This is a genomic window from Campylobacter sp. CFSAN093227, from assembly GCF_012897855.1.
GTDB classification, from domain to species: domain Bacteria; phylum Campylobacterota; class Campylobacteria; order Campylobacterales; family Campylobacteraceae; genus Campylobacter_D; species Campylobacter_D jejuni.
This window is the reverse complement of the sequence record NZ_CP040610.1, coordinates 705883-729597: the sequence shown is the minus strand read 5'-3', so window position 1 is coordinate 729597 and position 23715 is coordinate 705883. Positions and strand designations below refer to the sequence as shown.

33 protein-coding genes and 1 pseudogene are annotated in these 23715 nt (G+C 30.5%); 11 read left to right on the top strand and 23 right to left on the bottom strand.

Annotated elements, in window-relative coordinates; translation table 11 throughout:
• From FBF06_RS03925 to FBF06_RS03900, 6 genes are all read left to right on the top strand, one after another.
• Positions 1 to 507, top strand: coding sequence for a DUF4376 domain-containing protein (locus tag FBF06_RS03925; RefSeq protein ID WP_057036462.1), 507 nt, complete (start codon positions 1 to 3; stop codon positions 505 to 507).
• Entirely contained in the window at positions 504 to 875 is a 372-nt protein-coding gene (locus FBF06_RS03920; RefSeq protein WP_043012791.1) for a DUF1353 domain-containing protein, read from the top strand. Before FBF06_RS03925 ends, FBF06_RS03920 begins: the two co-directional genes overlap by 4 nt.
• Positions 876 to 975: 100 nt before the next feature.
• Positions 976 to 1983, top strand: coding sequence for a hypothetical protein (locus tag FBF06_RS03915; RefSeq protein WP_165433153.1), 1008 nt, complete (start codon positions 976 to 978; stop codon positions 1981 to 1983).
• An 18-nt stretch (positions 1984 to 2001) separates the two neighbouring features.
• Entirely contained in the window at positions 2002 to 3195 is a 1194-nt protein-coding gene (locus FBF06_RS03910) for a phage tail sheath family protein (RefSeq protein ID WP_039332501.1), read from the top strand.
• A gap of 26 nt (positions 3196 to 3221) precedes the next feature.
• On the top strand, positions 3222 to 3731 hold the full coding sequence (locus tag FBF06_RS03905) for a phage major tail tube protein (RefSeq protein ID WP_002865376.1): 510 nt from the start codon (positions 3222 to 3224) through the stop codon (positions 3729 to 3731).
• Positions 3732 to 3883: 152 nt separating this feature from the next.
• Positions 3884 to 4123 carry a phage tail assembly protein gene (locus FBF06_RS03900; RefSeq protein ID WP_002873740.1) on the top strand — a complete coding sequence of 80 codons (240 nt, stop codon included), beginning with the start codon at positions 3884 to 3886 and terminating at the stop codon, positions 4121 to 4123.
• Positions 4124 to 4234: 111 nt separating this feature from the next.
• On the opposite strand, the gene FBF06_RS03895 is transcribed toward FBF06_RS03900, so the two are convergent.
• A complete protein-coding gene (locus tag FBF06_RS03895) occupies positions 4235 to 4540 on the bottom strand; it encodes a hypothetical protein (RefSeq protein ID WP_002865378.1) in 306 nt (101 codons plus the stop codon).
• Between the two features lie 41 nt (positions 4541 to 4581).
• Between FBF06_RS03895 and FBF06_RS03890 the strand changes: the two genes are divergently transcribed.
• The 3 genes from FBF06_RS03890 to FBF06_RS03880 all read left to right on the top strand — a co-directional run bounded on the left by FBF06_RS03890 (position 4582) and on the right by FBF06_RS03880 (position 8307).
• Positions 4582 to 6798, top strand: a complete 2217-nt coding sequence (locus tag FBF06_RS03890) for a phage tail tape measure protein (protein WP_043012784.1) — start codon at positions 4582 to 4584, stop codon at positions 6796 to 6798.
• A gap of 3 nt (positions 6799 to 6801) precedes the next feature.
• A complete protein-coding gene (locus tag FBF06_RS03885) occupies positions 6802 to 7290 on the top strand; it encodes a phage virion morphogenesis protein (protein ID WP_002865380.1) in 489 nt (162 codons plus the stop codon).
• Between the two features lie 201 nt (positions 7291 to 7491).
• A complete protein-coding gene (locus FBF06_RS03880) occupies positions 7492 to 8307 on the top strand; it encodes a DNA adenine methylase (RefSeq protein ID WP_052777351.1) in 816 nt (271 codons plus the stop codon).
• A gap of 27 nt (positions 8308 to 8334) precedes the next feature.
• On the opposite strand, the gene FBF06_RS03875 is transcribed toward FBF06_RS03880, so the two are convergent.
• From FBF06_RS03875 to FBF06_RS03860, 4 genes are all read right to left on the bottom strand, one after another.
• A complete protein-coding gene (locus FBF06_RS03875; protein ID WP_002865289.1) occupies positions 8335 to 8622 on the bottom strand; it encodes a hypothetical protein in 288 nt (95 codons plus the stop codon).
• 79 nt (positions 8623 to 8701) lie between these two features.
• Positions 8702 to 8896, bottom strand: a complete 195-nt coding sequence (locus FBF06_RS03870; RefSeq protein ID WP_002843339.1) for a hypothetical protein — start codon at positions 8894 to 8896, stop codon at positions 8702 to 8704.
• A gap of 9 nt (positions 8897 to 8905) precedes the next feature.
• Complete coding sequence (locus FBF06_RS03865; protein ID WP_002865000.1) at positions 8906 to 9226, bottom strand: hypothetical protein; 321 nt, start codon at positions 9224 to 9226, stop codon at positions 8906 to 8908.
• Between the two features lie 80 nt (positions 9227 to 9306).
• A complete protein-coding gene (locus FBF06_RS03860; RefSeq protein ID WP_052791646.1) occupies positions 9307 to 9936 on the bottom strand; it encodes a LexA family transcriptional regulator in 630 nt (209 codons plus the stop codon).
• A gap of 294 nt (positions 9937 to 10230) precedes the next feature.
• Between FBF06_RS03860 and FBF06_RS03855 the strand changes: the two genes are divergently transcribed.
• A complete protein-coding gene (locus FBF06_RS03855; RefSeq protein ID WP_002873747.1) occupies positions 10231 to 10431 on the top strand; it encodes a hypothetical protein in 201 nt (66 codons plus the stop codon).
• A gap of 114 nt (positions 10432 to 10545) precedes the next feature.
• Positions 10546 to 10692 (top strand): annotated as a pseudogene (locus FBF06_RS10000) (Rdx family protein); the annotation flags it as partial.
• Positions 10693 to 10704: 12 nt separating this feature from the next.
• On the opposite strand, the gene FBF06_RS03850 reads toward FBF06_RS10000, so the two are convergent.
• From FBF06_RS03850 to FBF06_RS03765, 18 genes are all read right to left on the bottom strand, one after another.
• The gene (locus FBF06_RS03850; protein ID WP_002854966.1) at positions 10705 to 11034 is read right to left on the bottom strand and encodes an ArsC/Spx/MgsR family protein; all 330 of its coding nucleotides are present in this window, start codon (positions 11032 to 11034) and stop codon (positions 10705 to 10707) included.
• The gene (locus tag FBF06_RS03845) at positions 11031 to 12371 is read right to left on the bottom strand and encodes a 3-deoxy-7-phosphoheptulonate synthase class II (protein WP_002867848.1); all 1341 of its coding nucleotides are present in this window, start codon (positions 12369 to 12371) and stop codon (positions 11031 to 11033) included. Before FBF06_RS03845 ends, FBF06_RS03850 begins: the two co-directional genes overlap by 4 nt.
• A gap of 23 nt (positions 12372 to 12394) precedes the next feature.
• Complete coding sequence (gene uraH / locus FBF06_RS03840) at positions 12395 to 12808, bottom strand: hydroxyisourate hydrolase (protein ID WP_002852246.1); 414 nt, start codon at positions 12806 to 12808, stop codon at positions 12395 to 12397.
• A gap of 133 nt (positions 12809 to 12941) precedes the next feature.
• Positions 12942 to 13298: a 50S ribosomal protein L19 gene (gene rplS / locus FBF06_RS03835; protein WP_002852307.1), complete on the bottom strand. Its 357-nt coding sequence runs from the start codon at positions 13296 to 13298 to the stop codon at positions 12942 to 12944.
• Positions 13299 to 13308: 10 nt separating this feature from the next.
• Positions 13309 to 14013: a tRNA (guanosine(37)-N1)-methyltransferase TrmD gene (gene trmD, locus FBF06_RS03830; protein WP_002885710.1), complete on the bottom strand. Its 705-nt coding sequence runs from the start codon at positions 14011 to 14013 to the stop codon at positions 13309 to 13311.
• Positions 14010 to 14549, bottom strand: coding sequence for a ribosome maturation factor RimM (gene rimM, locus FBF06_RS03825; protein ID WP_002852323.1), 540 nt, complete (start codon positions 14547 to 14549; stop codon positions 14010 to 14012). Before rimM ends, trmD begins: the two co-directional genes overlap by 4 nt.
• Positions 14542 to 14784 carry a KH domain-containing protein gene (locus tag FBF06_RS03820; protein WP_002852144.1) on the bottom strand — a complete coding sequence of 81 codons (243 nt, stop codon included), beginning with the start codon at positions 14782 to 14784 and terminating at the stop codon, positions 14542 to 14544. Before FBF06_RS03820 ends, rimM begins: the two co-directional genes overlap by 8 nt.
• Positions 14785 to 14786: 2 nt before the next feature.
• Positions 14787 to 15014, bottom strand: coding sequence for a 30S ribosomal protein S16 (gene rpsP / locus FBF06_RS03815; RefSeq protein WP_002852274.1), 228 nt, complete (start codon positions 15012 to 15014; stop codon positions 14787 to 14789).
• A gap of 64 nt (positions 15015 to 15078) precedes the next feature.
• Entirely contained in the window at positions 15079 to 16416 is a 1338-nt protein-coding gene (gene ffh, locus FBF06_RS03810) for a signal recognition particle protein (RefSeq protein WP_002852163.1), read from the bottom strand.
• 67 nt (positions 16417 to 16483) lie between these two features.
• Positions 16484 to 17236 carry an RluA family pseudouridine synthase gene (locus tag FBF06_RS03805; RefSeq protein WP_002868042.1) on the bottom strand — a complete coding sequence of 251 codons (753 nt, stop codon included), beginning with the start codon at positions 17234 to 17236 and terminating at the stop codon, positions 16484 to 16486.
• Entirely contained in the window at positions 17217 to 18374 is a 1158-nt protein-coding gene (gene waaA, locus FBF06_RS03800; RefSeq protein ID WP_168977547.1) for a lipid IV(A) 3-deoxy-D-manno-octulosonic acid transferase, read from the bottom strand. The genes FBF06_RS03805 and waaA overlap by 20 nt, the downstream gene beginning before the upstream one ends.
• A complete protein-coding gene (locus tag FBF06_RS03795) occupies positions 18371 to 19087 on the bottom strand; it encodes a zinc ribbon domain-containing protein (protein ID WP_032586444.1) in 717 nt (238 codons plus the stop codon). The genes waaA and FBF06_RS03795 overlap by 4 nt, the downstream gene beginning before the upstream one ends.
• 9 nt (positions 19088 to 19096) lie before the next feature.
• On the bottom strand, positions 19097 to 19822 hold the full coding sequence (locus tag FBF06_RS03790; protein WP_052795843.1) for a Nif3-like dinuclear metal center hexameric protein: 726 nt from the start codon (positions 19820 to 19822) through the stop codon (positions 19097 to 19099).
• Complete coding sequence (glyQ, locus tag FBF06_RS03785; protein WP_002860023.1) at positions 19809 to 20672, bottom strand: glycine--tRNA ligase subunit alpha; 864 nt, start codon at positions 20670 to 20672, stop codon at positions 19809 to 19811. Before glyQ ends, FBF06_RS03790 begins: the two co-directional genes overlap by 14 nt.
• An 11-nt stretch (positions 20673 to 20683) precedes the next feature.
• Positions 20684 to 21220 carry a DUF3972 domain-containing protein gene (locus FBF06_RS03780; protein WP_052795844.1) on the bottom strand — a complete coding sequence of 179 codons (537 nt, stop codon included), beginning with the start codon at positions 21218 to 21220 and terminating at the stop codon, positions 20684 to 20686.
• A 9-nt stretch (positions 21221 to 21229) separates the two neighbouring features.
• A complete protein-coding gene (gene purE, locus FBF06_RS03775; protein WP_002860021.1) occupies positions 21230 to 21724 on the bottom strand; it encodes a 5-(carboxyamino)imidazole ribonucleotide mutase in 495 nt (164 codons plus the stop codon).
• Entirely contained in the window at positions 21725 to 22978 is a 1254-nt protein-coding gene (locus tag FBF06_RS03770) for a peptidase U32 family protein (protein ID WP_002869826.1), read from the bottom strand.
• Positions 22975 to 23670, bottom strand: a complete 696-nt coding sequence (locus tag FBF06_RS03765; RefSeq protein WP_002852254.1) for a chemotaxis protein — start codon at positions 23668 to 23670, stop codon at positions 22975 to 22977. Before FBF06_RS03765 ends, FBF06_RS03770 begins: the two co-directional genes overlap by 4 nt.
• Positions 23671 to 23715: the final 45 nt, after the last annotated feature.

The window sequence follows — 23715 nt, the reverse complement described above, 5'->3', positions numbered from 1 at the left end:
ATGAAATATTTTATAGACAAAAACGATAATAATCAAATTTATGCTTATGAGGATGAAGTGAGCGATGAGCAAATTAAAACAGGCTTAACACCTATTAGCGAAGAAGAATTTAACTCTTTAATAAATCCTCCTAAAAGCGAAGAAGAACTTTTAAACGAGGCAAAAGAGTTAAAAATCAACGAGATTAATGCAAAAAAAGAAAATATTCTAAATGGTGGATTTTCTTTTAAAGGTAAAATCTATCAAAGTTCTAATGAAGATCAGTTAAGAATTAATGGAGCAGTAACCAATGCTCTTGTTAATCCTAATTTAATTCCTTATATTGATTGGATTGCACTTGATAATTCAACTACAAGATTTAGTGTGGAAGAGTTTAAACTCTTTGCAAGTAGCATGGCTTATTTTGTGCAAGAAACTATTTTTAAAGCAAGTGCTTTAAAAGAAAAAGCTAGAAATGCACAAAGCAAAGAAGAACTTGATTTAATTGTTTGGGAGAGTGAAAAATGACTAAAACAGAATTAAAAAGGGTTTGTGTAAAGCCATACGATAAGGACAGGTTTGAAGTGATTAGTGATTATGCTTTTTCTTTGCCAAATTATAAAGGCATTGTACCACAAGGCTTTAAAACTGATAGTGCAAGTATCCCACGCCTTTTTTGGTCTTTGTTTCCACCTTTTAAAAGTGAGTATTTTAGCGCTTGTGTGGTGCATGATTTTTTATGCGAAAAAGCAAATTCAAGAACTGATTATAGGACAGCTGATTTAGCATTAAAAGAAGCTATGACTTTGCTTGGATGTTCTAAGTTTAAAATCTTTGTATTTTATCATTCTTGCAATCTTTATCATGCAATAAAATGCTTGATAAAAGGAAAATAAAAAAAAGGTGAGCTACCCACGCAGTGGGACGGGGGCTTTAGTAAAAGCGACTTTGGGCGGATTTTATTCGCACAAAGTGAAAGCATAAAAAGGAGTTAAAATGAAAGATTATGGAATTTCTTTTATTCCAGATATTAATCAAGGCTCAAAAGAGCCAAGTGAACCTATAGTTAGTGATAAGCTTAATGCTCAAAAAGTTAATGAGCTTATAGATAAAAAACTAAAGCTTTTTAAAGAAGAGCTTGTTAATAAAGAGGAGCTTAAAAGTCTCATTGAGGAAATTTTACAAGATCAAAATTTCCAAAATACAAACATAAAAATATCAAAAACTCCACCTAACTACAATACACAAGCTAAAGTGGGAGAAATTTGGGCGGTTGTAGAAAGTAAAAAGCAATTATTTATTTGCACTGCTAATGATAATGATTTTACAAGCTGGGTTGATTTACTAGGAGATGGTAGCAATGATATTATCCCTAAAGAAAAAATCATTATCACATTTGATAACACTACCACAGGTGGACAATATGGGGGTTGTATGAGTGATTTAAGACTTGGTTTTGAAAATGGTTTTGCTACTCCAAATAAAGTTCAAGATGAATATGAAAACGCAAAATTCACTATGACTAAAGATGGCAATGGGCTTAATAGAAGCGATTTTACTATAGATTCTAATCCTATTGCAGGAGAAAACCAAATTTTAGGAACGATTAAGACAAGTGGTATTTATCAAGAAACCTATCACAAAATCGCCCATGTGTTTAAAAAATATAATGGTGGCGCTGATGAGTGTTGCTTATGGTCTAGTTCAGGAACGAGAGAGGTAAGCATAGAACTTGAAAATACACCAATGCCTAATAAGCTTTTTGCTAGAGGTAATGGATATTATGGTCAAACAGAAATTACCAATGTAAGAGTAAAAAAATCCATTTTTATAGGTGAGCAAGAAATTCAAAGTGAAGATTTTAATGTTGAAAAGTTAGAAGCTAGTTCTGATACTTATGGAGATTATGCCTTTTTATTTGAAATTTCTAAACAAGATCAAATTGTTATGAAAAAAGAGCTTAATTTAAATCCTAAAAAAAACAAAAAATACAAAAAAATGTAAAGAAATAAGGAGTGAATAATGGCAGCAAATTATGGAGTTAATTTTAATATTAGCAATGGTGCGGCAAGTCCTATTAAAGTGCAAAGTGATACGCCTATTGGTATTGCGGCTAGCTTAAAAGGTGCAAGTAAAGAAATGATTTACACAAAGGCTGGTTATGAAAGCGTGGAAGCTATGCCAATCTTTGCCTTTTCAAATGTAAATAAAGCAAAAGAATTTGTAAACGATTTAATCAAAGAAAATAACTTACAAGATTTTAGACTTTTAGATACTTTAGAATGTATCAACTTACAAAATGTAAGCAATGTTATAATCGTCAGCTTTTTTGAAGAAAGCGAGGAAAGTGAAAACACTTTAACCAATATTGTTAATGCCATAGAAGCCTTTAAAAAAGCCAAACATAAAACAGGCTTTAGTCCTGATTTAATCATTACTCCTTATTACTCACATGAAGCAGGAGTAAAGGCTAAGCTTGAAAGTGTGGCAAGTTCTATGAATATCACAGCTATTGTGGATCTTTACGCTACAAATGTTGGCGAAGCTATTAATACAATGGAGGCTTTTAGCTCTAAAAGATTAATTGCCACTTGGCCACAGGTTCAAATCTTAAACACACAAGGAAAATACGCTTATGTTCCACAATCTCCTATCATCGCAGGTTTAATAGCCCATACAGATGGGGATAAAGAATATGGTTTCAGTGATTCTTACTCAAATAGAGTGATGAATGGGGTTACTGGCACAGAGCATTTTATAGAGTTTATCAATGGCTTTGATTGTGATGCAGAAAGATTAAGAAATGCTCATATTTCAACTTGTATTTTAGGTGAAGGTTATCGCTCTTGGGGTGGGGAAACTAGCCATGAAGATACGATTTGGCAAGATTTAGCTCGTGTAAGAACTTTTGATCGTATAGCCCTAGCAGGACAAAAAGCAGCTTTTAAGGCTATTGATAAAAAAGCAAGTGAATTATATTTTATAAAAATCAGCATTGAAGAATTGCTAAGAGATTTAAAAGGAGCTAAGGTTTTAATTGGCTATGAGGTAAGCTGGGATGAAGAAAGAAACACAGATGCCAATGTGAGTGCTGGTAAGTTTTATCTAAATATAAAAATGATGAATAATCCAATCGTTAAACAAATCACTTTAGAGTTCATCTACTCTGATAAATGGGCGAGTGATTTGATTAAAACTATTAGTGCGGATAGTTAATAAATTTTTACAAGGAGAAAATAAAAATGAAAAGAATAATTGGCGAAGTTATACAGGAAGGTAATATTTATATAGATGGTCAAGGTTATCTTGGAGTGGTTAGAAATTTAAAATTGCCTGATATAGAACAAGAGATGATTGAAACCAAAGGAGTTTTAGGAGCAAATTATAGTAGCGGGGTTTTAAAGCCTTTAGAAATTAGCTTTAAATTAGCCGTTGTTGATCCAGTGCTTTATGCGGCTTTCTTTCATACTACTTTTAGCGAGATTAAAGCTCCTTTGCTTTTTAGAGAAAGTGTTCACAAAGGTGGAAAAAACTATGGTATTAGTGCTGAGTTTTTAGGAGAGTTTATAAGCATAAGTGAAAGTGATCATGAAAGTGGAAAAGAGGTGGAAGCTGAAATTAAAATGGCAGTTCATTTTTACATGCAACGCCGCAATAACATTCCAATCATTACCTACGATCATAAAAACACTATTTTAATGATAAATGGGGTGGATATGATGAGTGATGTAAGAAGCAATTTAACCCTTTAAACACTGATTAATCGGAGTTTAATTAACAATACTGGGATTTTAGGATTAAAGTTTGGCTTCTTGGGCATTGCGTAGCAATGGGTGGGGAAGCCTTTAGTTGCTTCTTAGGCGGAATTACTTCCGCCATAAAGAAGGATAAAAAGGAAAGAAAAATGAAAGAAAAAATAATCAAACTTGAAAATGGCGAAGAATTAAAAATGAGAGAGCCAAATGTGCGTGTGCTAAAAAACGCCACTAATAAAGGTGAAAAAGAAATGGAGCAAACTATTTGTATGATAGCTGCACTTACCAATAAGCAAGAAAGTGAAATTGAAGATTTGAATCTTAAAGATTTTAAAGCTTTACAGGACGCTCTTAAAGATTTTTTGGTAGAAGCAGGAGTTATAGCTTAGAGGCTATAGCTCTTATAAGTCATACTTTGCATTGGGGATTAAATGAAGTTTTAGATTTAAGCTTAGATGAGTTTGAAGAAGCTTTGGAAATTTCAAAAGAATTTTTAAAGGCTAAGAGTTTTTGATTGTTTTATTTTTCAAAAAATAAATTTTTAAAATAGCAAAAAGAATAAAATCTAAACTTATTACAATTAGCCAAGTGGGTAAAATAAGCAATAAAGCAATGGGTGGCATAATCATCACTAAAATAGCAGTTATGATAATGCTTGCAAAATAAGAAAAAATAAAAATAGCCATTGTATTAAAAAAACCATCACTTGCACTTTGATAGCTTATGTAAAAAGCAGGTATGAGCGTTGTTAATAATAAGGCAATATGTGAAATTATATCATCGTTAATAAATTTTAAAACTTTCATAGTAAAGATTTTAAAATACAATCGCTTAAAAAGGGTTGAATATGGAAAATGCTGGAAGTATTGGAATTGGTGTTATTTTAGGACTAGCGATTAAAAACGCAAGTGCGGTTGGCAAGGTAGTTAAAGATTTTAGCAATTTAGAAAAAATAGCAGCAAAAACTAAACTCGGCATTAGTGGATTGCAAAAAGAATTAAACACTCTTAAACTCAATGCCAATTTAAGAGCGGAATTAAAAGCTCAAAGAAAAGGTTTGCAAGATGAGTTTTTAAGTTTAGGTAATGTTATTCGAGGTGGAATTATTGGTAAGGGTTTAGGAGAAGCTATCAGCTTTGAATCTGCTATGGCTGATGTGAGAAAGGTTGTGAATTTTGATGAAGGCGATGATATTAAAAAAATGAGTGCTGATATCCTTAAGATGTCTCAAACTTTACCTGTTACTGCCAATGAGTTAGCAGCTATAGCTGCTGCTGGAGGACAGATTGGACTTGGTTCAAAAGATGTAAGAGAATTTACAAATCTTGTAACTAAAATGAAAGTGGCATTTGATATGAGCGCTGAAGATGTGGGAGATAGTGTTGCGAAAATTAAAAATATTTTAGGCATTTCTTTAAAAGACATGGAGGATTTAGGCGATAGTATTAATAATCTTTCAGATAATAGTGCATCTAAGGCTAGAGAGATTATTGATGTTATGAAAAGAACTGCAGCTGCTGGAAAGCAAATAGGATTTACTAAAGAACAAATTGCGGCTTTAAGCTCTTCTTTTATATCTTTAGGTAAGGGACCTGAAGTAGCAGGAACAGCTATTAATAGTCTTTACCGCGTTTTAGCCACAGCTGATAATATGGGAACTAAAACTGAATCTGCTTTTGCAAAGCTTGGTATAAGTGGAGCATTTTTAAAACAAGCCAGTTTTGATGATCCTCAAAAAGCTTTAGATATGTTTTTACAAAGAATTTCAAAACTAGACCAAAAAGAACAAATGGGCGTTTTAGTTGATATTTTTGGTCGTGAATTTGCAGATGATATGGCAACTCTTGTTGGAGGGCTTGACACTTATAAAGAAGCTTTAAAAAATGCTGGTGATGAAGCAAAAAAAGGCTCTTTACAAAGGGAATTTGATACAAGGGCTGCTACCACTGAAAATTCTATTATATTAATGAAAAATGCTTTTAATTCCTTAGCTGTTAATTTAGGTTCGGTTTTTTTACCTGCAATATCATGGGTGAGTGCTGGAATTTCTTATCTTGTTAATAGTATCACTTATATTACAGGACTTGTCCCTGGTCTTAATGGGGTTTTAGGAGGACTTATAGCCACTTTTTTGCTCGCCAAACCTGCAGTCTTGGCTTATGCTATTGCTAAAAACTATCTTAAAGATTGCACCATTTTACTTAAAAGTGCTTTGATTAAAACAAGAATACATCTTTTAGCTTTTCGTAATTCTTGTATATTATCTAATATTACTTTAAAAGCAAAAACCGTCACAACTACTATTTACACAACCTCCCTTAAAGCCTTATCTTTTGTTTTAGGTGGGCTTAATAAAGTTTTTAAAGCCGTAGCTATTGGTATTAGAGTGTTAAGCATGGCTATGATGAGTAATCCCATTGGTCTTATTTTAGGGGGCATTGCAATAGTGGCTGGGCTTATTATTGCAAATTGGGATAAGGTTAAGTCTTGGTTTAAATCTTTTATAGAATGGCTTAAACCTGTTTGGGAGCCTATATACAATGTCATTAAAGCAGTATTTGATAAATGTGCCCTTGTATTTACAAGTTTTAAAGATATTATTATGAGTGTTGCTTCTCCATTAGCTGAGTTTTTAAATTCTATTTGGCAAGATGTTGGCGATTTCTTTTATAGTATTTTTGGTTCTTTATTTGATTGGTTTGCTTCTAAGCTTTCTTGGGTAGGAGATATGATCTCATCTATAAGTGGCTTTATAAAAGATGCTCTTGATTTTGTAGGGCTTGGAGATGATGAAGAAGTTAAGATAAGCCAAAGTGAACAAAACAAAGAAAAAGTCTTTACTACAAACACTTATAAAGATGAATTAGCTAAGACAAAAAGTATAAATCATACTCCAAGCTTTAATAATGGCAATATCAATATAAGTGTTAATGGCACTTTTAACATAGCGACTAAAGATGGCAATTTTAATATGCAAGAATTTGCAAATGCTATACAAAAAAGTGTATTCGACGCTTTAAGAAAGCAAGAACAAAACAAAATTAACACTACAATTTATGGATAAAATATGAGTGAATATATAGAAATAAAAGGGCTTGAAAACTTTTTTAAAGCTTGTGATAAATTAATAGATATGGATAAACACGGGCAAAGCATTATGGCGGGTGCTGGAGAGAGTATAAGAAATAGCATTATAGACTCTTTTAAAAACGAACGCAGTATTTTTAATGGAAAATGGAAAAGCTTAAAACCAGCTACCATAAAACAAAAGATAAAAGATGGTAAGAATAAAGGAATTTTAAAAAGAGATGGAGAATTAAGCAATGCTTTAAATTGGCAAAGCGAACCTACTAAAAGTGGCGTAAAAGTCTTTAATAATATACAGACTGAAAATGGCTTTAAATATGGTTATGTTCATCAATGGGGAAACAGAAAAAGAAAAATTCCTCAAAGAGCTTTTTTACCCATAGATAATAACAAAGTCTTGCACCCAAGTATAAGAAGTGTGATTTATAAAGATACTAAGGATTTTATTGAAAAAATTGTTAAGAAGTGACAATATGGGGCATTGCATAGCAAGGAATGGTCGGGCGTGGCCTTTAGTGATGCGACTTTTTGGAAAATCGCAATTTTTCAAAAAGTGTTAGCAAGAATGGCAAGGAAGACTAAAGCCTTCCTTTTTCTAAAAACTAGCAAAAGCATTATAGCTTTATTTTTAAAGACTAGCTTTTTAAATTTTATTTTGAAAGGAGTTTGTATGAAAAATAATACAGACAAATTTCTAAAAACTAGTGCACTTACTAAACCTACAAGAACTACACTAAAAGCTCCGTTTGCTTGGGTGGGTGGTAAAAACTATTTAGCTAAAGAAATCATCGCTTTAATGCCTGAGCATAAAAGCTATATTGAAGTTTTTGGAGGAGCTTTAAGTGTTTTTTATCAAAAAAGCGCTTCAAAAATAGAAGTCATTAACGACATTAACGACGAGCTTATTAATTTACATCTTTGTATAAGAAACAAACCCCAAAGCCTAGCAAATGTGCTTAATTCTATGATAATAAGTAGAAAAATCTTTCATATGCTTAAAAATAAAGAAATTAAGCCAAGAAATGACTTAGAAAGGGCTGCTTTTTATTTTTATCTTATCAGTACTTCTTTTGGATCAAGTATGGGACAATTTGCTATGAGTAAACAAAGAGCACCAAAGAGATTATGTAGGGATTTTAGCTTACATACAAAAAGACTTAAAAATGCCAGTATTGAAAATAAAAGCTTTGAATATATTTTAAAAGAATATGATTACAATGAAGCTTTATTTTATTTAGATCCACCTTATGTAGGGACTGAGAATTATTATAAAAACACAGGAGGTTTTGGGCTAAAAGAACATGAACTTTTATGTAATTTGCTTAAAAATATCAAGGGTAAATTTATGCTTTCTTATAATGATTGTGAGCTTATAAGAGAGCTTTATAAAGATTTTAATATTAAGGAATTAAAAGTAAGGTATTCTTTAAATAATAATGTTTTAAAAAGAAAAGAAAGTAAAGAGCTTTTGATTATGAATTTTTAAAAGCTAAGAGAGTAAAAATACTCTCTTTTATTTTAGTAAAGAGCTTAAAAACTTTAGAGCTTCTTTGCTAAAATCTTTATTGCTTTCTTCTAGATACTCTTTATCTAAAATAGCACCGTATTTTAATAAAAGTAAAATCGCTCCAAAATTATTATGAGTTATTGCATAAAACATAGGTTCTTCGCCCATGCATTCTTTAGTTGCACTCATACCATTTTTAAGATATTCTAAAACAAGTTCATTGTTATGGTTGCAAATTGCGTTTATAAAAGTCTTGCTAAAACCTTTTTTGATATCTACTATTACTTTACTCATCTTATCTCCTTTTGTTTTGATAAGACAAGATTAGCTTCGCTTGGCTGAATGTGTGCTGTTGTTTGACATCTTTTTGAAATCAATTTGTATTAACCCAATCTTGCACCACATTTAATAAATGATTATAATCACTACTCATGGCTTCTTTTTGAAATTTACTTATTTCTTCTTTGCTTACACCTGCTTTTTTTAAAGCCTTGCTTACTCTTGCTAGAATACTAAAAGCATTGCCATCTTCGCCAACTAATTTCACATAAACATTAGGATATTTCATCTTTTCTCCTTAAAATTCACAAAAGGTACTTTTTAATTCGTATCTTTGTTTTTCATCATTATATTTAACTACAAATTTTCTACCTATAATATATCTTTCAAACAAAGGAACTTGTATAAGACTTTTATCTTCATTCATCTCAAATCTTTTAGCGATTGAATAAGAGTTTATGCCCATATTATAAATAGTCATAAGCTCTAATATATTATCTCTAGCAAGATAATCTTTTTCTTTTAAAAGCTTTTTGTACAAAATCCTAAATTCACTCTCTAAATCTTGTATGATTTTTTCTTTTAATTCTTTATCGGTGTAATTTTTGATATCTTTCATGTTTATCTCCTTTTTTGATAGAACAACCTTGTGTTTTACACTCTCTGTGAGATTAGCTTGGCTTAGCTTATTGTGTGCTGTCATAGTCTTGAAAGTTCTCCAATTACCACACCAATTAGCAAAAAATCTCCATTTTTATAAAATATATCTTCATATAAAGGATTTAAAGAGTGTAAAATCACTCCATCATCTTGTTTTAAAACTTGTTTTATAAAAAGTCCATCTCTAGTATTAATCACACAAATGCTTTTATTCTTAAAAGTTTTATTTCTATCTATTACACAAATACTTCCATCTTTTATAAGTGGCTCCATGCTTTCTCCATAGCAAGTGATAAACTCACATTCTTTACTACCAAAAAAGTTTAATAGTTTTTCATCCATAATAAGCTCAGAGCAATCTATTAAATCATTTATTCCGCCACCACCCAAACTCGCATTTGTTTTATAAAGCTTTAAAATTTTATATTTATTCTCACATTCTAATTGATCTTTTGGGGAACTTCCATAGAAGAAATAATTAATGCTTATATTCCTCTCATTTAAAAAGTTTAGGATTTGTGGATATGGAATGGAGTTTCTAAATTTCATAGAATTAAAAGTATCTGGGTGGATACCTAATTCTTTAGCTATATCTTTTGTTTTTAAATCTCTTTTGCCTTCACTCGCAAGTATATCCTTTAACTTTTCAATCACTTCTTGCATTTGCATTTTAAATCCTTTGATTTTAACTTCAAAGAATTTAAACATAAAATTTCAAAAAGCAATTAAAAACTTTTGATTTGAAAGATTTTTAATATAAGAGCTTGAAAAATCTAACTTCAAGCTCTCTAAATTGATATTTAAAAACATCTTACTAAGCTATTTTTTTAACAAGATTTCATAAAAAATTGCTTCATTACTTTTTAAGTTTTCTATGTAACTATCTTCCAAAGCTTAATGCCATAGATAGTTACATGCTATTTTTATATAAAAAGTGGTTAAACTATGATTATATAGTGTTTTATGGGGATAGTTACATCAATAAGAAAATATAAAAATACTTTAAGTAAAAATGTAACTATCCTAGAGGGTAAAAAACACTTTTGGGATATAAAATTTAAAATCAAAGCTCGTGTTTATCCATCTTTTAAACAGCATTTAATCACTTTTTTGGGACAAAGCGGACATTTTGGGATATTTGGGATATTTTACGCTTTAGATTAGGAAAGATAAAAAGTTATTTTTGTAAGCTTTAAAATCCTATTATTTGGGATTTTTGCTAAAATTATTTAGGGATAGTTACATGTTCTTTTTAAAATACCCCTTACAGATGTTGAAGTAGAATTTGAAATTGGCGGCAGAGGTGATTTTATCGTTGAAGTAGACGGAAAAGTTATCTTCTCTAAAACACAACTTATTAATTGCGAAAGTGAAAGATTTCCATATCAAAATGAAATTAATCAATTAATAAAAAATAGAGTGTAATCAAACACTCTATCATAACATTTTCTCATATTCCTTACCAATATATATGTTTTGCTCATACTCGATAATAGGACGCTTAATACAACTTGGATTTTCCAATACAATTTTTTCAAGTTCTTTTTCATTTAAATTTTTAACTTTTTCTTTGTTTAAGCCAAGTTTTTTAGAAGTTAATCCAGCAGTATTGATAAGTTCTTCAAAAGATTTTTGTTTTAACCATGTGTATAAAATATCTTGATTAATCTTTTTAATATCCATAAAATCAAACACAATACCTTTTTGTGTTAAAGCATCCATAGCTTTCTTTACAGAATTGCAATTTTTAATACCATAAAGTTTCATTTTCTAGCCTTTTTTACCAAATCTGCGATTAAAAAAGCAAGTTCTAATGCTTGATCCGCATTAAGTCTTGGATCGCATTGAGTCTCATAACGATCTTCCAAGCTTTGAGCAGTAACATTGCTTGCACCACCTGTGCATTCTGTTACATCTTTCCCAGTCATTTCAAGATGCACTCCACCTGGATAAACCCCTTCGCTTATTGCAATCTCAAAAAAAGATCTCACTTCTTGCATAATTTTATCAAACTCACGTGTTTTAAAATTGCCTGCTTTTACCGTATTTCCATGCATAGGATCTATGCTATATACTAAATTTAAACCTTCACTTTTAAGTTTAGAGAAAATTTTTGGCAAATTATTGATAATTTTATCTGCACCCATGCGGATAATAATATTTAATCTTCCTTCTTCATTATTTGGATTTAAAACATTTGCTAAAGCTATGATATCATCAGCACTTGCACTAGGTCCTATTTTAACCCCTAAAGGATTTTTTACTCCACTTAAAAAATGCACATGAGCTTCATCAAGCGCCCTTGTTCTTTCACCTATCCAAAGCATGTGAGCTGAACAATCGTAAATTTCTCCACTTAAACTATCCACTCTAGTTAAAGCTTCTTCATAAGGCAAAAGTAAAGCTTCATGTGAAGTATAAACACTAACTTCTCTTAGACTTGGAGTATTACTTGTATTAATTCCACAAGCTTCCATAAAAGCTAAAGCTTGTGAAATTTTTTCACTGATATCAGTATATTGCTTATGGAGTTCACTCTTTTTTAAAAAGCCCAAATTCCAACGATGTACTTCATGTAAATCTGCTAAACCACCCTTAGCAAATCCACGCAACAAATTTAGCGTTGTTGCGCTTTGATAATAAGCTTCAAGCATTCTATGTGGATCAGGAATGCGTGCTTGTTCACTAAATTCAAAACCATTAATAATATCACCACGATAACTAGGAAGACTTATACCATCTAACTCTTCAAAATCACTACTTCTTGGCTTGGCAAACTGCCCTGCAATACGACCAATTTTTATAACAGGACATCCACCAGCAAATGTAAGTACTATAGCCATTTGAAGTAAAATTTTAAACATATCACGGATATTTACAGCGCCAAAATTTTCAAAACTTTCAGCACAATCTCCACCTTGAAGTAAAAAAGCTTCTTTTTTACAAACTCTTGCTAAAGACTTTTGAAGATTTCTCACTTCTCCAGCAAAAACCAAAGGAGGAAGCTTCTCAAGTCTTGCTAAAACTCTATTCATTTCCTCTTGATCTGGATAGATAGGTTGCTGTTTTATAGGATAGTTTTTCCAAGAATTCTTAGCCCACATGGTTTTTTCTTTCGTTTTATTTATCAGCTTCCTCTATAAGTTGAATAACCAAAAGGAGAAAGGGTTATTGGAACATGATAATGTTTCTGATCTTTAGAAAGCTCAAAACTTACCTCTACAAAAGGATAAAAAGTATTTATTTTGTGTGATGTGTAATAGTCTTTTGTAAAAAATTTAAGCTTATAAATTCCAAAAGCCCTATTTTCAGCTTTTTCATATGGTAATAAATCTCCTATTCTACCATTTTCTTCCGTAAATTCTTCACTTACTTTTTTCCACTGTTGATTTGCTTCCAACTTATAAAGCTCAACTTTTACTTTAGGAGCAGGTTGTCCAGAAGTAATATCCAAGACATGAGTACTTAATTGATATTCAGTAGCACTCAAAAACATTGGCACGCTTGCTAGTATTAATAAAGTTTTTTTAATAGAAAACATTTTCTCTCCTTGTATAATATTTACAAGAAATATTATACAAGAGTATTATTAATAATTAAAATCAAATAAATAATAATTATAAATTAATTATAATTATTTAATTGTTAGACTTATAATAGAAAATAATTATAAATTATTTTTTAAGCTCTTTAATACGCGCTGCTTTACCACGTCTATCTCTTAAGTAGAATAATCTTGCACGGCGTACACGACCACGACGCAAAACAGTAATACTTTCTAAACTTTCACTATAAATAGGGAAAATTCTCTCAACGCCAACATTATTAGCGCCAATTTTACGCACGATAAAAGTTTCACTTACGCCATTACCTCTTCTAGCAATACAAATACCCTCAAAATTTTGGATTCTTGTTTTATCCCCTTCTTTAATGCGAATTGCAAGCTTTAAAGTATCACCAGCACGAAAATCTGGAACATTTTTACCTTCAATTTGTTTTGCTTCAAATTGTTCTATATATTTATTTTTCATAAAAAATCCCTTATTTTTTGCGTTCATGCTCTAAAAATAAATCTGGACGAAAAAATTTCGTTTTGCAAGACGCCAAAGTAGTTTTTAAACTTGCAATTCTAGCGTGATTACCCTTTAAAAACTCTGAAGGAGTATAAAATTTTTTATTTTTTTTCTCAAAAATAAAAGGTTTTGAAAAAGCAGGCGCTTCGAGTAAATTATTTTCAAAGCTTTCTTCTTTCAAACTTTCCATATTTCCTAAAACCCCGTTAACATTTCTTAAAATCGCATCACACATTACAAGCGCAGGTAATTCTCCTCCTGTTAAAATAAAATCCCCTATACTAAAAATTTCATTCGCAAAAATTTCAAGCACTCTTTCATCTATACCTTCATAGCGCCCACATACAAAAACTATATGTTCTTTTTTACTTAAGCGTTTGGCGTCTTTTTGATTAAAGGTTTTACCACTTGGATTTAAAAAAATAAAATAGGGATTTTCTTTTTTTTCTTGAATACTTCTTAGCACCTCATACATAGGTTCAGCTTGCATCAAAAGTCCAGCTCCACCACCTATTTTATAATCATCGACTTTATGATAGGAATTTTTAGAAAAATCTCTTGGATTATAAAAATTAAGTTTGAAAAGTTTTTTTTCTTTTGCTCTTGCAAGTATAGAATCTTGAAAGTAAAATTCCATAAGATTAGGGAACAAAGAAACGAAGCTAAATTTCATGAATTTTCTAAAATTAAAAAAGCATCTTGCGTGCAAAAAATCTGTCGTTTTTCTATATCTATATTTTTAACAAATTTATCTAAATATGGAATAAAAAATATTTTAGGATATTTTTTTTCAACCCATTTTTCATCACTTTGAATTTCAAATAAGTAAGAAGCTCCAGTTTCCAAGATATCAACCACTTTACCTAATCTTTTATCTTCTTCAAAAACTTCACACTCTAAAATATCAAAATAAAAAAACTCATCTTTTTTTAATTTACAAGTTTGTCTGCTTTTCTCGATACTCTGAAAAAGAATAAGATTAGTTAATTCTTTGGCCTTTTCTATATCTTCATAATTTTCAAATAAAACAGTAGAATTGTTTGCATTATAATGCTTAATCTTTAACATTTCTTTGGTGTTTTTTATAAAAAAAGTAGCATCTTTTTTAAATTGAGAAGAAAAGTCGCTCAGGTTATGCAATTTTACATAACCCTTAAGACCCACAGTTTTACCAAGTTTTGCAACTTGAACAAAATCTTTTTCACTCAAGTGCTTTTACCGTTACTCTATAAGAACTTGCATCCTTGCTCTTATAAGCAGAGATTACGGTTTTTATAGCATTGATCATTTTTCCATTTTTACCTATAAGCTTACCTGTATCAACCTTATGTGCAAAAAGAACAATCTCAAAAAAATTTTCACTTAATTCAATTTTTTGAGTATCAATCTGTTCAGGATAATCTGCAATTAATTTTGCGTATTCTCTAAGAAAATTCTCTACCATGATTATTTGCTAGTGATAGAAGCAACTTTATCGCTAAGTTTTGCACCAACGCTTTTCCAATAAGCTAAACGCTCTGCATCAACTTTAATTACTTCAGGTTCTACCATAGGATTATAATACCCAATACTTTCTATCCAACCACCATCACGACGTTTTCTACTGTCCGTAACTACAATACGATAAAATGGTCTTTTGGTTCTACCCATTCTTGTAAGTCTAATAACTGTCATTTACACTCCTTAAAAATTAAAAATTTTATTTATAGATACTATAAAAAGTATTTATAAATAAAATTTAAAACTGTCTTCTAGCTTGACTCATCATTTGTGTCAAACTCTCCATTCCTTTTTTACCTGAAAATCTTTTTGCAAGTTTTGCTGCATTGCTAAATTGTTTTAAAAAACGATTGACTTCTACCTGAGAAAGACCTGCTCCCTCTGCTATACGACGCTTTCTAGCATTATTTAATAAATCAGGATTTTCTCTTTCTTTTGGAGTCATTGAAGAAATCATTGCTTTAATGCGTATGATTTCTTTAGAATTATCCAAATCTATATCTTTTACCGCATTTGCCATTCCACCAAGTCCTGGTATCATACCGATTAAAGACTTCATACTTCCTAATTTTTTAATACTTTCCATTTGGTTAAGAAAATCATTAAAATTAAATTCACCTTTTTTAATTTTTTGATTGAGTTTTTTAGCCTCTTTTTCATCAATAATCGCAGCAGTTTTTTCAGCTAAAGTTGCCAAATCACCCTCACCCATAATACGACTTACTATACGATCTGGTATAAAAACTTCTAAATCTGCTACTTTTTCACCCACACCAATAAATCTTAAAGGAATACCGATTTGTTTTGCTATACCTAAGGCTACTCCACCTTTAGTATCTGCATCAAATTTTGATAAAATTACCCCACTGATACCTAAAACTTCATTAAAACTAGCAGCAGTCTTAACCCCATCTTGACCACTCATTGCATCAGCAACATAAAAAATCTCATCAGGATTTAAGACATCCTTAACTGCTCTTAACTCATCCATCAAAGCTTCATCTATAGCCAAACGTCCAGCAGTATCCACAAGCAAAACATCCACCATAGAACTTTCAGCCTTTTTTAAAGCCTCTTTAGCAACCCTAATAGGATCTTTTTCATTTTCTATGAAGAAAAGTTCAATTTCATTAGCTTCACAAAGTTGTCTTAGCTGCTCCACTGCCGCTAAACGCTGTAAATCACAAGCTGCAACTAAAACTTTTTTATTGCGTAATTTTAAATAATTTGCAAGTTTGATAGTGCTTGTAGTCTTACCGCCCCCTTGCAAACCTGCCATTAGAACTACTGTTGGGGGTTTAGAAGCAAAAACAAAACCTTGATTTTTGCCATTGACACTTAAAATATTTTCTAAATTTATTTTAATGGCATTTAAAAATTGTTTTTGACCTATTCCGTTTTGCTTTGCATCTTCTTCTATCAAAGTCAAAAGCTCTTTAGTTACCTTATGGTGAACATCTGCTTTTAAAAGAGCTTTTTTTAAGGTTTCTAAAGCGTTCTTAAGTGCTTTTTCATCATCAACAAAACGTAATTTATTAATCGCTGATTTAAAAGATTCGCTGACTAACTCAAACACTTTATCACCTTTCTATAAAATTTTTAAATTAAACCTTGCATTATACAAAATTTTTTCTTAAATGGCTTTAAAAATCTAAATTTTTTATATCAAAGCCAAATTTTGCAAAACCACTATCTAAATTAGCCCTAAAATGATAATTAAAAATTTTAATTTCATAGCTATGCAAATACATTCTATCGCTTGAAATTTTAGCATATTTTTCATCACCTACAACGCCATGTTTTATAAATTTAGCATGCACTCTGATTTGATGAGTTCTACCTGTTTGAATGACTATTTTTGCTAAGGTTTTTTTTGACTGCATCATGATAGGAGTAATGATACTTAAGGCACTTAAACCATCTTTTGAAACTTTACTTAATGCCCCACCTTTTACTTTTATAGTAAAAATAGGTTCATTCACTTCAACTTCTTCAGCCAAAACCCCATCTAAAACCGCAATATAACTTTTATAAACCCTGTGTTTTTTAAATTCTTCTATACAAAGCTTTCTAAAATCTTCATCTTTACAAAGCAAAATCACACCACTTGTTTCTTTGTCTAAACGATTTAAAAGCTTGGCATTAAATTTTTTCTCTAAATCTTCACTCACATAAGCATAAGGTTTATTAATAGCAATAATCTTATCATCTTCAAAAATAATTTGAGGATTTTTAGCTTTTATCACATTAAATCTTGCCTTATCGCTCATCAAAGCTCTAGCAACCACAACTTTTTTTCCATGTGAAAAAACACAACCCTTATCAATCAAATCTTTAGCTTCACGATTTGAAATTTTTTCTTGCAAAGCTAAGAGTTTATAAGCTTTTTCTTGCATCAATTCCCTTTTGTATAGTTTGTATGATAAGATCTAAATTTTCTTTTTTGGAAATTTTAGCTTTTAATTTTAAATAATGAATTTTATCATTTAAATCTTTTAATTTTTCACAAAAATATACATTTTCCACTTCTTCAAACAAAACCTTTTGATTGTAAATAAATTTCCCGCTGATTAATACATTATCAAAATATGCCGCTTCTATAGGATTGTGTCCTCCTATGCCTTCTATGAAAGAACCTCCAAGCACAACAACATCAGAAATTGCATAAAAATTTACAAGCTCCCCTAAAGCATCTAAAAGCAAAATTTTTTTAGAAAATTTCTTATTTTCATCTTTTAAAGAACTAAATTTTTCAAATTCTAAACCTTTGTTTAAAAGCAAATTTTCAACTTCTTTAAAACGTTCAGGGTGTCGTGGGGCGATAATGAGTTTTTCATTTTCTTCTAGTTTAAAATGATCAAGCAAAAGCTCTTCTTCATCTTTATGCGTACTAGCAAAAATGATAAGCTTTTCCTTAGGTTTGGTATAAATTTTATTATTTTTAATTTCTAAATTTGCCTTAATATTTTTAAAAATTTTAACATTTTTAGCTCCCAAACTTTCAAGTCTTACTTTATCTAATTCACTTTGAGCAAAAACTTCATCAATATAAGAAAAAATTTTTTTATAAAAAAAAGAAAATCTTTGATAAGAATGATAAGATTTATCAGATATTCTTGCATTAAGCAAAATAATCTTAGTTTTATAAATGTGCGCCATGAAAACAAGCATAAGCCAATATTCTGCTTCAAAAATTACCAAAACCTTACAAGGTTTAAACCAAAAAGGCAAAAAATTTTCAAAAGCAAGATAATTTACCTTTTTACAAAATTCTTTTGCACATTCAAAACCTGTTTGAGTAATAGTAGTTATTCTTGAATCAAATTTCAAAACCAAAGTTTTAATACTTCTTACCTCCCCGTAAGAACAAGCATGAAAATGTACATCAGCTTTTTCTTGATGTAAATTTTTATAAAGAAAAAATCGGGATTTTAAACTAGTTTTGTATTTGGATTTTAAAAAAGAAAGCAAAAGAATAAAGACAGCACAAAATAAAAATGCCGTCCAAGTTAAAAAATAATAAAAAAAGATCAATTTTGTTCTTCTTGCTCTTTATAAAGAATTCTTCCACAATGAGGACAAGTTACAATCTCTTCGCCTTTTACAACGGACAGATAAGTCTTATCGTAAATTTTCATAAAACATCCATAGCATGCTTGTTTCTTAACGGGTACTACAGCAGTATTTTTCGCCCATTTGCGAATTTTCTCATAAAAACTTAGAACTTTTTGATTCATCTCGCCCACAAGTTTGGTTTTTTTATCATAAACACTCATTCTATCTTTTTCAAGAACTTCCATTTCAGATTTAATACTTACTCTAATCTCATTAATATTTTGCTCTTGTTTGATTTTTTCTTCTTCGAGTTCTTTTTTATAAGTTTCTTTATTCTCTAAAATTTTATCCAGTCTTACAATCTCATCATTTGCAGCGTCTAATTGCTCTTTTGCAATATCTTCTTCAATTTTTAAAGCATTAGCTTCTTTTTCTGTTTTTACTGCGCCACTTTTTTTAGAAAGCTCTTTAATTTTTGCTGAAAACTCAGAAATATGAGCATTATTTTGCACTTTTTGATTTTCTATATCTTTGATTTCTTCATCGATTTTTTCTAAATCTGTGTTGATTTTTCCTATTTTTAACTCAGCATCTTTTAAAGTCCTATTAATACTGTCTATTTTTGGTTCATAACTATCAATTTCTTGATCTATTTTTGATAAAAGCACTAATTGTTTGAGATATTTATTCATTTATTTTCCTTAAAAATATTGAAATGGATTTTTTGAAACTGTTATTATAACTTGTAGTGGCAAATTTTTCAAGTCTTTTGCTAAACATTGAGAAAAATATCTCTCACTTTCAAAATGACCTAAATCAATAAGACTGATTTGATTGCTAAGCGCCTCTAAAGCTTGATGATATTTAAAATCTCCACTTAAAAAACAATCTGCATCTACTTTAGAAATTAAATCCCCGCCGCTTCCAGTACATATAGCAATACGCTTAATGTCTTTTTTACCACAATCACTTACACGTAAAATTTGTAAATTTAACTTTTTTTTCACCCAGTCACACAAAGCTTCAAAAGATATAGAATTTTCTACATAAATTAAAAATTCGTCTTTAAAAGAAATTTTAAAACCTAAAATTTCTTCCGTAAAATAAGTATTTAAATGACTTAAATCGTAATTTGTATGCATGCTGATTAAAGAAATATTTTTACAAATCATTTCTTTGATAAAAGCCCTAGGATAAGTCTTGTCATATAAATCTTTTAAACCTTTAAATATCAAAGGGTGATGTGTGATAATTAAAGAATTTTCACTCGCTTCTTTAATGATATTTTCATCAATATCTAAGCTTAAATAAACAGTTGAAATTTCACTATCCCTATCTCCAAGTAAAATTCCGCTATTATCCCATGATTCTTGGATATCAAAGGGACTTAATTGATCTAAAAAATTATAAATTTCACTCAGCTTCATTTAAATTTTTCTTATAAATTTCAGCACAATTTTTTGAAAGTTCACGAATTTTTAACATATAATCTTGTCTTTGTGCTACAGAAATTGCTCCTCTTGCATCTAAAAGATTAAAAGTATGCGCAGCAAGCATACAATAATCATAAGCAGGTAAAGCTAGTCCTTGTTCTAAAATATTTTTACATTCTTTGTAAGAATTTTCAAACTGCTCATTTAAGATTTTAACATCACTTACTTCAAAATTGTATTTACTAAATTCATATTCACTTTGCTTATGCACATCTGCGTATTTAATTTTTTCTCCATTAAATTCACTCCAAACTATATCATAAACATTATCAACATTTTGAAGATACATGGCTATTCTTTCAAGACCATAGGTAATTTCAACACTTACTAAATCTACTGCTATACCGCCAACTTGCTGAAAATAAGTAAATTGAGTAACTTCCATACCATCAAGCCATACTTCCCAGCCTAAACCCCAAGCACCCAAACTTGGACTCTCCCAATTATCTTCAACAAAACGAATATCATGACTTTTTAAATCAAAACCCAAATTTTCAAGACTTTTAAGATATAATTCTTGGATATTATCAGGACTAGGTTTAATCAAAACTTGAAATTGATAATAAGCACCTAAGCGATTAGGATTTTCACCATAACGTCCATCAGTAGGCCTTCTACTTGGAGCCACATAAGCAGCTGCCCAAGGTTTTTTTCCTAAACTTCTTAAAAAAGTTGCTGGATGAAAGGTTCCTGCACCTGCTGGCATATCATAAGGTTGCATAATCGCACAACCTTGCTCTTGCCAATAATTTTGTAAATTAAGTATCATTTGTGAAAAAGTCATTGTATCTCTCTTTATTGTTCCATATTTTCAATAGGTTTTTCTAAATTTTTATTCATTTCCAAATCAGGCTCTGTCTTAGCTCCAAAAATTTCTGCAGTTTTACTCCACATTAATTTATATTTACGCTTGAGAAATTCTATCTCTTCACGCGCATGTTTTAACTCATTGTTTAAGGTTTCTATAGTTTTTCTATCTTCATCATAAAGCTCTTGCATAGAATAAAGGGCATCTTTTAAAAATTTATTTTCATTTTTTAATGCTTCAAGTGTTTCATCTTTAGCATCTAAAACTTTTTCATGTAAATTTAAAATAGTTCCTATTGTTTTTTCAACAAAACTTTCTCCTGCTAAAGTCATTGAATTTATCATTGCAGTTTGAGATTTTGCAGAACTAGGCACTACACTAAAAGTACCTTGATGAGCTTCGATGTAAATTTTACCCTCTTCTTCTTTAAAATTTAAAGCCCCATTGGCCATCATACCCTTAACCACATCTTCATTTAAATGCACAAGTTTACAAAATTCTTCAAGTTCAAGATAGGTTTGCATTTTTATCCCTTATAATAAAACTTCTACTTCTTTTGAATCAGATACAAGTTTTTTTTCTTTTTCAAGACGATCTTCTTTAAGCTTTTGTGCTAAATCAACATCATAAATAGCTAAAATTTGCATAGCCAAATAAGCAGCATTGATTGCTCCAGCCTTACCAATAGCTAAAGTTCCTACAGGAATTCCACTAGGCATTTGCACCGTAGAAAACAAAGAATCCATACTTGCAAGATTACTTCCTGGCATAGGCACTCCTAAAACAGGTTTTGTTGTATAAGCTGCAACAGCTCCAGCTAAATGCGCTGCCATTCCAGCTGCTGCTATAAAAACCTTCACACCTTTTTCTTCAGCATTTGCAATATACTCTTTTGTTCTTTTTGGACTACGATGAGCTGATGAGATGATAAGTTCATACTTTACACCAAAACTTTCTAAAGTTTTAGCAGCCTCTTTCATAGTCTCATAATCACTCTTGCTTCCCATTAAAATAGAAACAAAATTCATCTATATTTCCTTTCTTAAAAAACTTAATGCACTGATTTTATTTGGTAATTGGATTTCATGTTCATTACCGCTATGAATTTCGCTAAATTCTTTATTGTTTTTAGCAATAAGTTTTTTAAACTCTATAAAATATTTACCCTCTTTTTGATAAATTTTACCTAGTTCATTATCGCAAGTTTGAATCACATCGCCTAAAGGGGTTAAAATTTCATAAGGCGTGTTTAAAACGATTTTCCCTTTACATTTAAAAAATCTTCCATCTTCGCTTATAGCATGCACTTGATGAGAACCTTCTTCTATGCTTGTATTATGATTTTGTGTGTCGGTTTTTTCTAAAGGACGCGAAACAAGATAGCCATCTGTAAAACCACGATTTTTAAGTGTAGCAATCTCTTTTTCATACTTACTTGACTCAAATTTACCCTCTAAAGCATCTTGTATAGCCATTTTATAAGTCCTTGTTGTAAGCGCAACATAATATTCGCTTTTAGTACGCCCTTCTATTTTAAAAGCACTGATACAATTTTCTTGCATGATTTTTTCTATATAAGAACAAAGATTTAAATCTTTAGAATTAAAAATATGAGTACCATTTTCATCTTCTTCTAAACGAAATAAAGTGCCATTTTCTGGATTTTTAGCATAAAGCTCATAATTAAATCTACAATCATTTGCACAAGATCCACGATTGCTCATTCTTCCACTTTGCACAGAGCTTATTAAACAACGCCCAGAATAAGCAAAACACATAGAACCATGCACAAAAGCTTCAAGTTCAATATCGCAATTTTCCTTTAAAGCTTTAGCGTCTTTAAGCCCTAATTCTCTGGCAATTACAACCCTTTTAGCACCCATATCTTTATAAACTTGAGCATCTAAATAATTTAAAATATTTGCCTGAGTAGAAACATGTAAAGAAATTTCAGGTGCAAGTTCTTTAACAAGACGCATAGCTCCAACAGAAGCTACAATAAAAGCATCAGGTTTCATCTCACGCAATTTTAAAATATGTCTTTTTAAACCTTCAATTTGAGAACTCAAATGAAAACCATTTAAAGTAACATAAATTTTCTTACCACGCTCATGAGTATATTTGATAGCTTCTTCAAAACTTTCATAATTAAATTCTCTTGCAGTGCGTGATCTTAAAGAAAAATTATTCACACCCGCATAAACCGCATCTGCGCCATAAGCTAAAGCAATTTTTAATTTTGCGAAATTTCCTGCAGGAGCTACTATTTCAGGAATGATCATTTTTGCCCTAAACTTGCAATCAAAGCTTCTATATCATCATTACTTACAACATCAGCAGTACTATCACCTTCAATATGCACTGCAGAACTTACACGTTTTTTATCATCAATTTTACCTTCAAATAAAGAACTCATATAACGGCTTAAAGCACGCATTACATTAATAACACGTTCGATTTTTTGACGATGTATATCTTGATACTGCATTGCATCCATTGCCATCATCACTTCATCTTGTCCGCTTTGAAGATTTCCGACAATCTCCTTAGAACTTTTTTTAGCTTGATTGTTTAATTCTAAAGCTTCACTGAAACTTTCCACATTAGGAAATTTTTCATTAAGTTTAGAAAAAATATCAATATTTTTTTCTATTGCTTTATTTATTTCTTTGAGTAAACTTTCAGAATCCGCAAAAAAATTATTAATACTTTCAAGCTTATCCATCATTTCCGTTGCTTTAAGCTCGCTATCTTTTGTAACATCATCTAACTGATGTACAACTTTATGCTCCTGATTTGGTGGGGGTGGTGGCCATACTACACTAGGATTAGGTTTGTAATCAGCTATTTTGACATCTTCTAACATCAAAGCATCTTCTTCGGTATTCGATTCTTCGGTTTTTACCTCTGCTTCTGTCTCTGAATCAAGATCAACATCACCATTCATCAAAGCATCAAGCTCTTCTTGAGTCATTTTTTTCCCTTTTTTAAATCTAGATTTTCAATAATTGCTCAAAAT

Excerpts from the sequence above, each read along its gene's own strand:
- FBF06_RS03925 (WP_057036462.1), top strand. The coding sequence starts at position 1 with ATGAAATATTTTATAGACAAAAACGATAATAATCAAATTTATGCTTAT.
- FBF06_RS03920 (WP_043012791.1), top strand. The coding sequence starts at position 504 with ATGACTAAAACAGAATTAAAAAGGGTTTGTGTAAAGCCATACGATAAG.
- FBF06_RS03915 (WP_165433153.1), top strand. The coding sequence starts at position 976 with ATGAAAGATTATGGAATTTCTTTTATTCCAGATATTAATCAAGGCTCA.
- FBF06_RS03910 (WP_039332501.1), top strand. The coding sequence starts at position 2,002 with ATGGCAGCAAATTATGGAGTTAATTTTAATATTAGCAATGGTGCGGCA.
- FBF06_RS03905 (WP_002865376.1), top strand. The coding sequence starts at position 3,222 with ATGAAAAGAATAATTGGCGAAGTTATACAGGAAGGTAATATTTATATA.
- FBF06_RS03900 (WP_002873740.1), top strand. The coding sequence starts at position 3,884 with ATGAAAGAAAAAATAATCAAACTTGAAAATGGCGAAGAATTAAAAATG.
- FBF06_RS03895 (WP_002865378.1), bottom strand. The coding sequence starts at position 4,540 with ATGAAAGTTTTAAAATTTATTAACGATGATATAATTTCACATATTGCC.
- FBF06_RS03890 (WP_043012784.1), top strand. The coding sequence starts at position 4,582 with ATGGAAAATGCTGGAAGTATTGGAATTGGTGTTATTTTAGGACTAGCG.
- FBF06_RS03885 (WP_002865380.1), top strand. The coding sequence starts at position 6,802 with ATGAGTGAATATATAGAAATAAAAGGGCTTGAAAACTTTTTTAAAGCT.
- FBF06_RS03880 (WP_052777351.1), top strand. The coding sequence starts at position 7,492 with ATGAAAAATAATACAGACAAATTTCTAAAAACTAGTGCACTTACTAAA.
- FBF06_RS03875 (WP_002865289.1), bottom strand. The coding sequence starts at position 8,622 with ATGAGTAAAGTAATAGTAGATATCAAAAAAGGTTTTAGCAAGACTTTT.
- FBF06_RS03870 (WP_002843339.1), bottom strand. The coding sequence starts at position 8,896 with ATGAAATATCCTAATGTTTATGTGAAATTAGTTGGCGAAGATGGCAAT.
- FBF06_RS03865 (WP_002865000.1), bottom strand. The coding sequence starts at position 9,226 with ATGAAAGATATCAAAAATTACACCGATAAAGAATTAAAAGAAAAAATC.
- FBF06_RS03860 (WP_052791646.1), bottom strand. The coding sequence starts at position 9,936 with ATGCAAATGCAAGAAGTGATTGAAAAGTTAAAGGATATACTTGCGAGT.
- FBF06_RS03855 (WP_002873747.1), top strand. The coding sequence starts at position 10,231 with ATGGGGATAGTTACATCAATAAGAAAATATAAAAATACTTTAAGTAAA.
- FBF06_RS03850 (WP_002854966.1), bottom strand. The coding sequence starts at position 11,034 with ATGAAACTTTATGGTATTAAAAATTGCAATTCTGTAAAGAAAGCTATG.
- FBF06_RS03845 (WP_002867848.1), bottom strand. The coding sequence starts at position 12,371 with ATGTGGGCTAAGAATTCTTGGAAAAACTATCCTATAAAACAGCAACCT.
- uraH (WP_002852246.1), bottom strand. The coding sequence starts at position 12,808 with ATGTTTTCTATTAAAAAAACTTTATTAATACTAGCAAGCGTGCCAATG.
- rplS (WP_002852307.1), bottom strand. The coding sequence starts at position 13,298 with ATGAAAAATAAATATATAGAACAATTTGAAGCAAAACAAATTGAAGGT.
- trmD (WP_002885710.1), bottom strand. The coding sequence starts at position 14,013 with ATGAAATTTAGCTTCGTTTCTTTGTTCCCTAATCTTATGGAATTTTAC.
- FBF06_RS03820 (WP_002852144.1), bottom strand. The coding sequence starts at position 14,784 with ATGGTAGAGAATTTTCTTAGAGAATACGCAAAATTAATTGCAGATTAT.
- rpsP (WP_002852274.1), bottom strand. The coding sequence starts at position 15,014 with ATGACAGTTATTAGACTTACAAGAATGGGTAGAACCAAAAGACCATTT.
- FBF06_RS03805 (WP_002868042.1), bottom strand. The coding sequence starts at position 17,236 with ATGCAAGAAAAAGCTTATAAACTCTTAGCTTTGCAAGAAAAAATTTCA.
- FBF06_RS03795 (WP_032586444.1), bottom strand. The coding sequence starts at position 19,087 with ATGAATAAATATCTCAAACAATTAGTGCTTTTATCAAAAATAGATCAA.
- FBF06_RS03790 (WP_052795843.1), bottom strand. The coding sequence starts at position 19,822 with ATGAAGCTGAGTGAAATTTATAATTTTTTAGATCAATTAAGTCCCTTT.
- glyQ (WP_002860023.1), bottom strand. The coding sequence starts at position 20,672 with ATGACTTTTTCACAAATGATACTTAATTTACAAAATTATTGGCAAGAG.
- FBF06_RS03780 (WP_052795844.1), bottom strand. The coding sequence starts at position 21,220 with ATGCAAACCTATCTTGAACTTGAAGAATTTTGTAAACTTGTGCATTTA.
- purE (WP_002860021.1), bottom strand. The coding sequence starts at position 21,724 with ATGAATTTTGTTTCTATTTTAATGGGAAGCAAGAGTGATTATGAGACT.
- FBF06_RS03770 (WP_002869826.1), bottom strand. The coding sequence starts at position 22,978 with ATGATCATTCCTGAAATAGTAGCTCCTGCAGGAAATTTCGCAAAATTA.
- FBF06_RS03765 (WP_002852254.1), bottom strand. The coding sequence starts at position 23,670 with ATGACTCAAGAAGAGCTTGATGCTTTGATGAATGGTGATGTTGATCTT.